The sequence below is a fragment of the Novosphingobium sp. NBM11 genome (assembly GCF_015390225.1).
In the GTDB taxonomy this organism is placed as follows: domain Bacteria; phylum Pseudomonadota; class Alphaproteobacteria; order Sphingomonadales; family Sphingomonadaceae; genus Novosphingobium.
This window is the reverse complement of record NZ_VUOG01000003.1, coordinates 962628-974442: the sequence shown is the minus strand read 5'-3', so window position 1 is coordinate 974442 and position 11815 is coordinate 962628. Positions and strand designations below refer to the sequence as shown.

The window sequence follows — 11815 nt, the reverse complement described above, 5'->3', positions numbered from 1 at the left end:
CCTTCGTGGCAAAATCTAAAACAGATTCTAGGCCACTCAGAAGGGGGCAGATCACGCTAATGGTATCCGGTGGTTCAAGACCGCTCCAAATGGGATACCTATACCACAAAAACCCTTAGAAATCCGCCGGTACTGGCACTTCCTGCAACCCTCTGGGAAAGAGAGTTGGTGCCCCCTATTGTCCCTCGATCCGTTTCAGGAACTCATCGAGCGGGCACAAGCCCTTGATCCCGCGCGCTTCGCAGCCCGGAACGGGTAGAATCGGCGCGGATGGCGGCGAAGCCGTGGTCAACGGCCTGGCGTTGCGGATCTGGGAAAGCGATTGCGAGCGATAGCGCACCCGCACGAACAGCGCGCCATCGGCCGCGCGCAACCGTTCCAGCACCAGCGCGCCGCCGGGCGAGGGATCGTCGGCGGCCATGCCGGGCGCCTGCCAGTGGACGTCCAGCAGCCCGCCGAGATTGGCGACGTTGGTATCGTGTCCCGAAATCATCGTGACGCGGGCTTCGCCCGTCAGACCTTCGCGCACGATCGGCGCCAGCCCGGCGAAGTTCGCCGAGGCGACATAGCGGGGACGGGCAAGCAGCCGGAATTCGAGTGCGTGGAACGCCGAAAGGCGGCCGATGTCGGCGGCGCTGGCACGGCCCCAGCCAACCTGCGCCAGCGGCTTGCCTTCGGCATATTCGAGCAGCAGGATTTGGGCTGCCGTCGATGCCCGGTCGAGCGCGCCAGACAGTTTGGGGCGTCCATTCGCCTTTGCCGGCACCAGCGCGGTCGGTTGCGCGGACACGCCACAGGCTGCCCGGCGCGCGCCGCACAGGATCGCGTCCAGACGGGCGAGCAGGGGGCGGTGGGCGGCGGCTATCGCGCCGACGCCGTCGGGGGCGGTAGCGGCCCGCACGGCGGCGTCCGCTTGCGTGGCATCGTAGGGCGAAAGGCCGGCTTCGATCGCGTTGAAGCGCGGGTCCGATTCGTCCTGCGGCCTGTGATCGATCGACAGCCCGCATCCGGGAGCCAGCGCGTCGCTCCAGCTTTGCGCCGTGGCGATCGTACGCTGGTCGCTGTCGGCGACGACGCGGACGGCGGCGGCCCGTGGGCAGCCGTGTGCCGGCATCAGGCCTGCGGCGCGAAGCTGCGCCCCGTCCCATGCCCCGAGACGCAAAACCGCAAGCGCGCCGTGCGGCGTCAGCCAGCCGGGCTGGACCGGCCATTCGGGCCAATGTTCGGGCGTGACATCGGCGGGCATCGCCGGGGCCTTGGTGGGCGGACGCACGCCGTGGCGCATGACCAGTACCACCCGGTCCACCACCAGCGGTGCGGCAGCGGGCGGGCGATGCGCGTGCCGGCGCGGCGCTGCCTCGACCATCGGGGCTAACGCGAGGGCAAGCGTCGTTCCCGCCACCATCGCCAGAACTAACCGCTTCGGGACCATCGGATGCCTCATCAGAAGTGGACCTGCACGCCGCCGCGAAGTTGCGCGCCGTAATGCTCGCGCTCGACGAGGTAGGGCTTGCTGCCGATATAGCGCCGCCAGGGCGCGTCGGTAAGATTGATCGCATCGCCGAACACGGTCACCTGGGGCACGACCTGGTAGCTGACATGAAGATCGAGTTGCCCGTTGGCGTCGGTGTACTGGTCGGTGGCGGCGCTGCCGCCCAGCGTATCGAGATAGGCCGAGCGGTAGTTGAAGGCGAGCCGCGCCGAGAGGCCGTACTTTTCGAAGAACAGTTGCACGTTGCCGAGGTCGCGCGACTGGTAGCCCAGCGGGATGGTGCCGGGGCGGATGGCGTTGGCCGTGGCGTGGCCCCAGACGTGGGTATAGTTGGCCGAAACGCCGAAGCCGCCGAAAAAGCCGGGCAGGCTGGTGAACTGCGTCTGGAGGTTGAATTCCACGCCGCTCACGGTCTCGCGGTCGGTGTTGACCGGCTGGGTCACCGTCGCCGCTGCATAGGTCACGCCGCCGGCGGTGATGTTGGTGCCTTGGCGGAAGGCCGAATAGATCGGGTTGTCGACGTCCTTGTGGAAGAAGCCGGCCGAGAAGATCGCGCCGGCGGTGGGGTAGTATTCGATCGAGAGATCGTAGTTGCGCGCCCGGTAGGGCTTGAGATCGGGGTTGCCCAGCGCGATCGCGGCCAGCGCCGGGTTCGAGGTGTCCACGCTGACGAACGGCGCCAGCGTGCTGTAGTTGGGCCGCCCGATCGACGTGGTCACCGCCCCGCGCAGCACGAGGTTGCGCGCGGCATCGAGGCGCGCGTTGAGGCCGGGAAAGGCATCGGTATAGCTCTTCGCGCCGAAGCTGTTGAAGCCATCGTTGAGCGTCGATGCGGCGTTGACGATCTTGGCCTTGGTCCGATCACGCGTGTGTTCCACGCGCACGCCGGGCACCAGCGTCAGCGCGCCGATGCGCAGCGTGGCCATGGCATAGCCGGCAATGATCTGCTCGCGCACGTCGTAGTCCGAAGCGAGCGTTGCGGAAAGCGAGCCGGCCGCATCGAGTTTGCCCACGGCGGGATTGGCGAGGAAATAGGCCCGCGCCGCGTCGTAGTCGATGCGGTTGCCGAACGTGAACTGGCTGCCATAGAAGCTGGTGTCGCCGGTGGCGGCGACGTTGCCGATCGTCCAGGGGGTGCTGCCCGCGGTGTAGTTGGTGCGGTCGCGGTCGTCCGCCTTGTGCCGGTCGAGCACCTTGAAGCCGACCTTGATCGAGGAATCGTCTCCCAGCGCCAGCGGATGCGTGTAGTCGGCGCGACCCTGCCACAGTTCCTCGTAGGCGTGGCGGGTCTCGAAATTGACCTTGCTGAAGGTCAGCGAAGGGTCGGTGAAGGCCGCCGTCGTCGGGACCAGTGTATAGGGTTCGGTCGACGGGTCGTAGTTGAGCGTCAGCGCGCCCTTCTTGGCGGTGAAGGTGAACTCGCTGCGGATAGGGTCGGTCTTCACCGCCTTGGTCCAGTTGGCCGACAGTTCCAGCGTGCCGCCACCGAGGTTGGAAAACTCGCCGCCCAGCGTGGCCGACTTGGTGTTGTCGTTCTCCTCGCGGTGGCGCACCAGGATCGTGCCGGTGCCTTTCAGCGTCGGGGTATAGGCGGTGACGGCCAGGCGGTTCTGGTCGCGCGTCTCGTGGTCCTCGAACTTCGAATAACTGGTCTTGAGGTAGAGCTTCACGTCGCTGCTCGGGCGCCAGTCGAAATTGCCCACCACGCCCAGCCGCGTGCGCGTCAGGTTGTAATCGCGCAACCCGTTGCCATCGGGCACGCCCGCGCCGTTGTAGTTGGTCGAGCCCTGGAAGTTCTCGCTTTCGATCGGCCGGCGCGAATAGTTGACCGACACGATCGCGCCGAACTGTTCGCCCGCGCCGAAGCGGCCGCCCACGGTGCCGTCGATTTCGTAGGGCGACTTCCCGTTGAGATCGTAGCGGCCCACCGAGGCGCGCCCATCGAGGAAGAACGGCTTCTTGCTGTCGAAGCCGGTGCGCGTGCGGATCGCCACTTCGCCGGCGATGGCGTTGGCGTCCTGGCTTGGCAGCAGCGACTTGGTGACCGCGACCGACTGGATCATCGCCGAGGGCAGGTCGTCCAGCTTCACCTGGCGGCCGTCCGGTTCGGGCGCGGGCAGCGTCTGGCCGTTGAGCGTGACGTTGAGCAGGCCCGGATCGATGCCGCGGATGATCGCGTAGCGGCCTTCGCCCTGGTCGTTGGCGACGGACAGGCCAGGCAGCCGCTTGATCGCTTCGGCCACGTTCTGGTCGGGCAGCTTGCCCACGTCGTTGGCGTGGAGCGTTTCGATGGTGTTGGTCGCCGCCTGCTTTTCGGCGGCAGCCTCGCGCTGCGCCGCGCGCACGCCGGTGACGATGATCTCGGGCTGTGGGCCGCTAGTGCCCGCGCCGGGCTCCCCCGGCACGGTGGGCGCCGTCTCGCCATAGCGGCCCGCCACGATCACGTAGATGCCCTCGCCCGTGCTGCGCGCGGTGAGCCCGGTATCGGCCAGCATGTGCGCCAGCGCCTGGTCGACGGTCATCCGCCCCGCGATGGCGCGGGTGCGGCGACCGCGCGCAACGCTGCCCGAAACCACGATCTGGACGTTGGCCTGCTGGGCGATCTGGCGGACGGCGCTGCCCACGTCCTGCGCGGGGACATCGAAGGTGACCGCCTGCGCCAGCGCGGGAAACGAGACAAGGCCGGCCGCGACGAACGCGACGGCGGAAACCTGACGGAACTTCGGCAGCATTGAGAGACCCCCATCGGCGCCCGGAAAAAGGCGCGTCTGGAGCCCTGACGGGGCAGCACGGCATTTCCTTATCCGTCGCCGCGTTTTTTTGGTGTCGGATTGTTTTGCCGTCCTGACCCTAGGGGGCGGAAATGACGATGCCGTCTTCGTGGATGGTGGCGGTGCCCTCCACGCTGGCCGCGACGGCACGGGCGAAGCCGATCGGATCGTTCAGCCGGAACGCGCCATAGAGCGGTTCGCCGGCCAGGCGGGCCGGATCGGCCAGCCGGACCTGCAGATGGTTGTGCCGGTTCATTTCCGACACGGCCTCCCCGATCGGTTCGCCGTCAAGTTCGAGCTGGCCGCTGGTCCAGCCCAGAGCCCGGTCCATCGCGGCGGCGGACATCGTCTGGATAGGGGAGACAGGTGCCTTGCTTGCGGCGCGGGGAAAGCGGGCGCGGTTTCCGGCGACCAGCCGCGTGCGCGCGCCGCCCGCCTCCACGTCGACCGCCCCTTCGCTCACCAGCACGTCGACGAAGCCGGCCTCGGCATCGTCGGTCACCTGGAAGACCGTACCGATGTCGGTGATGGTCACGTCGCCCACGATCACGCGAAACGGCTTGCCGGGGTCGTGCGCGACATGGAACAGGGCCTTGCCGCGCACGAGGCGGGTGACGCGCGTGTCCTTGCCAATGCGCACGTCCACGCGGCTGCCGGCGTCGACCGAGACGGCCGATCCGTCACGCAGCGCCAGCGCGCGGACTTCGCCCCGATCGGCTTCGAAGGTCTCGTCCCGGGGCAGGTCGAGGAAGGCCAGAGCGGCGAGCGAGGCGGCCAGGCCCACGGCCCCGGCAAGCCAGCGCCAGCGCTTGCGCGGGACGCTCCCCGCATCTTCGGCCGGCTTTGTTGTTTCCGATGGCGCGCGCGTGTCTTCGAGAGAACCGCCGCCCAGCATTGCCAGCGCGGCCTGCGCGCGCAGCAACGCGCCGGCCCGCGCGGGGTCGGCCTTCAGCCATTCTTCCAGTCCGGGATGCGCAGCGGATGGTGCCGCATCGATCCGGGCCGCCCAGGCGGCAGCCTCGTCTTCAACCGTAAACCCCGAATCTCCGCCGCTCGTCAACGTCCGTAAAATCCTTCTCGCGCGGGCTGTCGCCGGGGCCGCATTCGGGTTCCGCGCGCAACGCCCGCTGGATCGCGCGCAGCGCCTTCTGCACGTCGTTCTCCACCACGCTTTCGCTGACGCCAAGCCGTTTCGCGATTTCCCGTTGGGATAACCCTTCCATCCGTTTCAGCGTGAAGATCGTCCGGCACCGGTCGGGCAGGTCCGCCAGCAGCCGGCCCACCAACCGGAGCTGCTCGCGCGCCGCGACCGTCGCTTCGACGCCAACCGCTTCATGCTCGACGAACAGGTTGGCATTTTCCGTAACGTCCTCGAACCGGATGATCCGTTCGCGCCGCAGCCGGTCGCGCCGCAGGTTCTTGACGATCTGCATGAAATAGGCGCCGGGCCGGTCGATATGATCGATGCTGCGCAGGGTGGCGAGCCGGCAATAGGCATCCTGCACCAGATCGTCCGCGTCGGCATCGCACACCCCCGCGCGGCGCAGGGCGGCGCGAATATGCTGTTCCTGCGGCACCACGTAGAGGGCCACCCAGCGAATGATGTGAGACGGAGCTGCTGGCACGGTGCGATCTTTTCCGGATCACCGCGCTATGTTGTATTTGCGTAATCTTCATGACAGCGGCCGGCCGGGCAGGCCGCCGCCTTTCAGATTAAATGCGTTCAGAACAGCAGGCGCTCCACGCCCATGACCGTCTGCCGCACAGGCACGGCGTCCACGCCGTTCAGCCGCACCGTCCGCGCCTCCGCGAGCGGTAGCACGATGCGCAGGCCCGCTGCCGGTTCCGGCGCGGCGCCATCCCACCGCGACACGATGTCCAGCCCGTCCGCGCTGGCTGTGACGGTCACGCGCCACAGCGGCGGGCGGGAAGCGTCGGGCCAGCCTTCGCTTTCGTCGAGGAAGCCTGCCCATTGCAGCGTTCCCGTGGCCGGGGGATAGAGCAGCACCGCCGGTTTCATCGGCCTCGGCGCGAAACCGCCGGGCGCGATGTCGAGGAACACGCCGCTGCCTTCGCGCGCCAGGATCGGCGGCAGGCCTTCCAGCGGCGCGGGCAGGACATGGGACTGGCCACCCGCATGGCGGCGGTCATCGCGCAAGTCGAACCAGTCGGTGCCGGCCGGGCAATAGACCGCGCGCTCGGCCAGGCCCTTGTCCATCGCCGGGGCGACCAGCAGATCGGGGCCGAGCAGGTAGTCGTCGCCATCGGTCCACGCGGCGGGATCGGACGGGAAATCATGCCACAGGGGGCGCGTGACCGGCTCGTAGTGGGCATGATGGCGCCAGAGCAGGTGGCCAAGCTGCGGGATCAGCGCCTGCCGCAGCGCCATCAGCCGCACGATCGCCGGGGTCGTCTCCGGATACATCCACGGTTCATTGACCGTGCGATCGGTGTTCCAGCTGTGGATCGAGAAACGTGGCATGAGGATGCCCGCCTGCACCCAGCGCAGCAGCAGTTCGGGTTCGGGCGCGGGACCCGCGAAGCCGCCGATATCGTGGCCGTGGTTGGATACGCCTGACAGCGCCAGGCCAAGGCCCATCTTCAGGTTGAAGCGCAGCGATTCCCAGCTGGTGTTGTTGTCGCCCGACCATGTCTGCGCATAGCGCTGCATGCCCGCCATGCCCGATCGCGTGACCACGTAGGGCCGGTGCCGCGGATCATGCGCCCGTTGCGCCTGGCGCGAGGCCCGCATCATCAGCAGGGTCTGCACCGGCCGTTCGGCGGCGGCCGGGCGGGGCGCGCCGAAACCGTCGATGCGCGCGCGGCGATCCCATATCTCGTATTCGTTGTTGTCGTTCCAGGTGGAGGCGATGCCGTAGTCGAGCAGTTGCGCCGTCACCTGCCCGCGCCACCACGCGGCCGCATCGGGGTTGGTGAAATCGACGTAGGCGCCCAGCTCGTCCCAGAACTGGCATTCGATCGGATCGCCATCGGCGTCCTTCACGAACCAGCCTTTCGCCGCAAGATCGGCGTAATGCGGGTGATCGCGCAGCAGCGCGGGCTTGATGTTGGGCACCAGCCGCACGCCCGCCTCGGCAAAGCTGCGCACGAAGCCTTTCGCGTCGGGGAACTTGTCGGTGTTCCAGTGGAACACGTAGCGCTTGTCGCCGATCGAGGTGTAGCCCGACGACAGGTGGAACGAGGTGCAGCCGATGTCATGCTCTTCCAGCTTTGCCAGGAATTGCCCCATCTGCCGCTGCGCGTCGGGCGCGTCGGTATAGGTCATCGTCGAACCGGAATAGCCGAGCGCCCAGCCGGGCATCAGCGCCGGGCGACCAGTCAGCCAGGTGAAGCGCCGCGTGACCTCCGCCGCGTCCGGCCCGGCGATCATGTAGTAATCGAGATCACCCGATTCCGCGCGCATCGTGCGATAGGCGCCGTGGTAGTTGTCGTATTCCTGCCCCAGATCGAACACCGGATCGGCGGTGGTGTCATAGAACACGCCGTGCGCGCTGCCGTCTCCGGCGACCACCAGCAGATAGGGGATGGCCTTGTAGAGCGGGTCCGAAGACCGCGCGTCATAGCCCATGGGATCGAGGTTGGTCAGCCGCAGGCGGCGCCCGGCGCGGTCCATCGGGCCGGAGCGTTCGCCCAGGCCAAAATAGCGCTCGCCTGGCTGGCGCGCGACATAGTGATAGGTCGCTTCGTCCCACCACCCGAAATTGTAGGGCTGGGTCGGGCGGTCGGCGCTGATCACCGTCCAGTCCGCACCCGATCGCCGCGACCACGTGCTCAGGAATCCGGTGCGCGTGATCGCAAGCCGCAGGCGGGGCGTCTCGACGACGATGTGGTGCTCGTCCTCGCTTACGCTAAAGCCCGGCGTCGCGAAGCCCGATGTGTCCATGCGGTCGCGCCCGGGTTCGGCCACGTCCTCCTGCCCCGGCGCGACGGCCCAGCTGGGCGGGGACGTGACGGTCCCCTGCGCCAGCAGCAGCACGCGCACGATGTCCTCCTCCAGCACGAAGACATGCGCCACCGCGCCCGTATCGGCGTGCAGCGTCACACGCGTGCTGTCGCGCTCCGCGATCGAGAAGCGGGGAGGGTGGGACAGGCGTGGCTTGGGCATCGATCAGGCCTTTGCGGGGAGGGTGAGGTGGCGGCGCAGCGCGATCAGCCAGATGGCGCCGATCAGGTCGAACAGGCCGAGGCAGGCGAACAGCGGCGCATAGCCGACCGTGTCCGCCAGTTGCCCGATCGCCAGCGAGAACAGCAACCCGCCCGTCCACCCGGCCATGCCGACCAGGCCGTTGGCCTTGGCGACATCGGAGCGGGGAAAGACGTCGGCGGAAAGCGTGTTGATCAGAACCGAGATCATCTGGTGCGCGAAGCCGCCGACCGACAGCAGCGCGATGGCCAGCAGCGGATGCGCGACCAGACCGACCAGGCCAGGCCCGATCATCAGCACCGCACCCAGGCAGATGCCCGCAATGCGCGAAGACTCCAGCGACAGGCCCCAGCGGCGCTGGAACAGCGGCGCCAGGTACCCGCCGATGATGCCGCCCGCGTCCGCCGCCAGAAACGGCAGCCACGCGAACATCGCGATCTGCGTCAGGTCCATGTGCCGCTCATTCGCGAGATAGAGCGGAATCCAGAAGCTGAAAGTCTGCCACGCCGGCTCCGCCAGAAAGCGCGGCACCGCGATGGCCCAGAAGCGCGGCGCGCCGATGATGGCGCGGATCGTAACCTTGGCAGCGTCCGCGTCCACCACGCGCTGCCCGTCCGCGATCAGGCGCCGTTCCTGGTCGGTGAGAACGCGCGATTGCGCCGGCGGGCGATAGAGGCGCCACCACGCGAGCGCCCAGACCAGCCCGATCGCGCCGGTGACGAAGAAGCCGGCCTGCCAGCCCCATTGCTTGGCGATCAGCGCCACCACCACGGGCGCGAGCGCGGCGCCGGCGGCGGTGCCGGCGTTGAACCAGCCGGTCGCGATCGACCGTTCGCGATCGGGAAACCATTCGGCGATGGCTTTCATCCCCGCCGGGATCGTCGCCGCTTCCGCCATGCCCAGCAGGCCGCGGAACACCGCTAGCGAAAACCACCCGCGGGCAAAGGCATGGGCCATGTTGGCCAGCGACCAGGCGATGGCGAACAGCGCGAAGCCAGCGGTCAGACCGATTCGGTCGATAACCATCCCCGCGACCGGTTGCATCACCGTGTAGGCGATCTGGAAAGCGCCGACGATGTAGCTGTACTGCTGCGTCGATATCGACAGTTCCAGCTTCAATTGCGGGGCCAGCACGCCCAGCGAATTGCGCGCGAGATAGTTGATGACGGTTCCGACCATCACCAGCAGCAGGATGCGGACGCGAACGGCGCGCCAGTTGATCGTCATGGGCCTCTCCGGGATTTGCGGACGCGCATTTCTCCGCGCGCCCGCTTCGCATCATCGCGGCAGTATCGGCATGCGTCTCACCAGTTCCACATCGTGCCGTCCGCAAGGCGGGCGACGGGCAGGTAGGCCGGCTTGTAAGGGTATTTTGCGGCGAGATCCTCGTCGATGTCGACGCCATGGCCTGGTGTTTCCCCGCACAGCAGGAAACCATCGGCGAAGGTATAGTCGTGCGGGAAGACCGCGTCGGTTTCCTCGGTGTGGCGCATGTATTCCTGGATGCCGAAGTTGGGCACCCAGGTATCGAAATGCAGCGCGGCGCCCATCGTCACTGGCGACAGATCGGTCGCGCCATGGCAGCCGGTGCGGACCTGGTAGAGCGCGGCGAGATCGGCCAACCGGCGCAGGTGCGTCACCCCGCCCGCGCCGACGATGGTCGCGCGGATGTAGTCGATCAGCTGGTTCTGGATCAGGTCCCGGGCGTCCCAGATCGTGTTGAAGATTTCGCCGACGGCCAGCGGCGTGGTGGTGTGCTGGCGCACCAGCCGGAACGCTTCCTGGTTCTCCGCCGGGGTGCAGTCTTCCAGCCAGAACAGGCTGTAGGGCTCCAGTGCCTTGCCTAGCTGCGCCGCCTCCAGCGGGGTATAGCGGTGGTGGCCATCGTGCAGCAGGTGGTAATCGAAGCCATAGGTTTCGCGCAGCTTGTCGAACAGCTTGGGCACGTAGTTGAGTGCCTTGCGCGTGTCCCATCCGGTCACGGAGGGCAGCGCGGCGTCGGCCGGTTCGTAATAGAGCTTGCCACGCCCCACGCCATAGGCATCCTTGATCCCCGGCACGCCGGTCTGGGCGCGGATCGCCTTGTAGCCGAGGTCGATGTACTGGCCCACGGCATCGACCGTTTCGGCGATATCGGCGCCGTTGGCGTGGCCATAGACCATCACCCCATCGCGGCTGCGCCCGCCCAGAAGCTGATACAGCGGCATCCCCGCCATCTTGGCCTTGATGTCCCACAGCGCGACGTCCACCGCCGCGATCGCGCGCATCGTTACCGGTCCGCCGCGCCAGTACGCGCCGCGATAGAGGTATTGCCAGATGTCTTCGATCCGGCGCGGGTCCATGCCGATCAGGCACGGAATGACGTGGTCTTCCAGATAGGACACGACGGCCAGTTCGCGCCCGTTCAGCGTGGCATCGCCGATGCCGTACACGCCCTGGTCGGTCACGATCTTCAGCGTGACGAAGTTCCGCCCGGGGCAGGTAACAATCACCTTGGCGGCTTCAATTTTCATGGAATCCCTCGCGATATGGCGGCCATATTGGTATGACGACTTGACGGGTCCAATTTGGTCTGTCAAGTTTTTTGAAATTGGTAAAGCCACGGAGGCGGCATGAGTTCGACGGGATCGGCGCAGGAACGGCTTTATCAGGATCTGGCGCGGGCGCTGCTGGATGAACTGGCATCGGGCAAGTACCCCGTTGGCGCGCGCTTGCCGGCCGAGCGCGAACTGGCAGTGCGTTACAACGTCAGCCGGCCGACCGTGCGCGAGGCGATCATCGCGCTGGAAGTGCAGGGACTGGTGGAAGTGCGCGTGGGCTCGGGCGCCTATGTGGTGCGGCTGCCCGGCGGCGATGACATGCCCGGCTTCAACGTCACCGCTTTCGAGCTGACCGAGGCGCGCCTGCTGGTGGAAGGTGAAACCGCCGCGCTGGCGGCAACCCAGATCACCGACGAGGAAATCGCCGAGCTGGAGGAACTGCTGCGGGCCATCGCGCGCGAAAACCTCGATCCCGCCGGATCGGACAAGGCCGATCACAGTTTCCACGTCGCCATCGCCCGGGCCACGCGCAACAACGCCATGATCGAGATCGTCGAGCGGCTGTGGAATCAGCGCTACACCTCGCCCGAAGCCTCGCTGCTGCACGAAAAGGCACGCACCGCGAACATCAAGCCGGTGGTCGACGAACATACCGCCGTGCTGGAGGCGTTGAAGCGCCACGATCCGTCCGCTGCCCGTGCGGCGATGCGCGCGCACTTGTCGGCCGTGCTGGAAAGCCTGCTGTTCGCCACCGAGGAACGCGCCGTGGCCGAAGCCCGCCGCGCGGTGCAGGCCAAGCGCGATCGCTACGCGCGCGCCACTGCCTGAAAATACTGGCTGAAGCCCA

At 67.4% G+C, this 11815-nt stretch carries 8 protein-coding genes; 1 reads left to right on the top strand and 7 read right to left on the bottom strand.

Annotated elements, in window-relative coordinates:
- Nucleotides 1-175 precede the first annotated feature (175 nt).
- The 7 genes from F1640_RS24425 to manD form a co-directional block, all read right to left on the bottom strand.
- Nucleotides 176-1432, bottom strand: a complete 1257-nt coding sequence (locus F1640_RS24425; protein ID WP_194922009.1) for a histidine-type phosphatase — start codon at nucleotides 1430-1432, stop codon at nucleotides 176-178.
- Nucleotides 1433-1443: 11 nt separating this feature from the next.
- A complete protein-coding gene (locus F1640_RS24420) occupies nucleotides 1444-4224 on the bottom strand; it encodes a TonB-dependent receptor (protein WP_194922006.1) in 2781 nt (926 codons plus the stop codon).
- Between the two features lie 118 nt (nucleotides 4225-4342).
- On the bottom strand, nucleotides 4343-5323 hold the full coding sequence (locus F1640_RS24415) for a FecR family protein (protein ID WP_194922005.1): 981 nt from the start codon (nucleotides 5321-5323) through the stop codon (nucleotides 4343-4345).
- Complete coding sequence (locus F1640_RS24410) at nucleotides 5289-5888, bottom strand: RNA polymerase sigma factor (protein WP_309229356.1); 600 nt, start codon at nucleotides 5886-5888, stop codon at nucleotides 5289-5291. Before F1640_RS24410 ends, F1640_RS24415 begins: the two co-directional genes overlap by 35 nt.
- Before the next feature lie 98 nt (nucleotides 5889-5986).
- Entirely contained in the window at nucleotides 5987-8389 is a 2403-nt protein-coding gene (locus F1640_RS24405; protein WP_194922003.1) for a TIM-barrel domain-containing protein, read from the bottom strand.
- Between the two features lie 3 nt (nucleotides 8390-8392).
- On the bottom strand, nucleotides 8393-9655 hold the full coding sequence (locus F1640_RS24400; RefSeq protein WP_194922001.1) for an MFS transporter: 1263 nt from the start codon (nucleotides 9653-9655) through the stop codon (nucleotides 8393-8395).
- 77 nt (nucleotides 9656-9732) lie between these two features.
- A complete protein-coding gene (gene manD, locus F1640_RS24395) occupies nucleotides 9733-10941 on the bottom strand; it encodes a D-mannonate dehydratase ManD (RefSeq protein WP_124809537.1) in 1209 nt (402 codons plus the stop codon).
- A 99-nt stretch (nucleotides 10942-11040) separates the two neighbouring features.
- Between manD and F1640_RS24390 the strand changes: the two genes are divergently transcribed.
- Nucleotides 11041-11796 (top strand): FadR/GntR family transcriptional regulator, encoded by a 756-nt coding sequence (locus F1640_RS24390; protein WP_124809536.1) that lies wholly within the window; start codon nucleotides 11041-11043, stop codon nucleotides 11794-11796.
- Nucleotides 11797-11815: the final 19 nt, after the last annotated feature.

What these genes read in the sequence shown, in the direction of transcription:
- F1640_RS24425 (WP_194922009.1), bottom strand. Translation starts at nt 1,432, where the DNA reads ATGGTCCCGAAGCGGTTAGTTCTGGCGATGGTGGCGGGAACGACGCTT.
- F1640_RS24420 (WP_194922006.1), bottom strand. Translation starts at nt 4,224, where the DNA reads ATGCTGCCGAAGTTCCGTCAGGTTTCCGCCGTCGCGTTCGTCGCGGCC.
- F1640_RS24405 (WP_194922003.1), bottom strand. Translation starts at nt 8,389, where the DNA reads ATGCCCAAGCCACGCCTGTCCCACCCTCCCCGCTTCTCGATCGCGGAG.
- F1640_RS24400 (WP_194922001.1), bottom strand. Translation starts at nt 9,655, where the DNA reads ATGACGATCAACTGGCGCGCCGTTCGCGTCCGCATCCTGCTGCTGGTG.
- manD (WP_124809537.1), bottom strand. Translation starts at nt 10,941, where the DNA reads ATGAAAATTGAAGCCGCCAAGGTGATTGTTACCTGCCCCGGGCGGAAC.
- F1640_RS24390 (WP_124809536.1), top strand. Translation starts at nt 11,041, where the DNA reads ATGAGTTCGACGGGATCGGCGCAGGAACGGCTTTATCAGGATCTGGCG.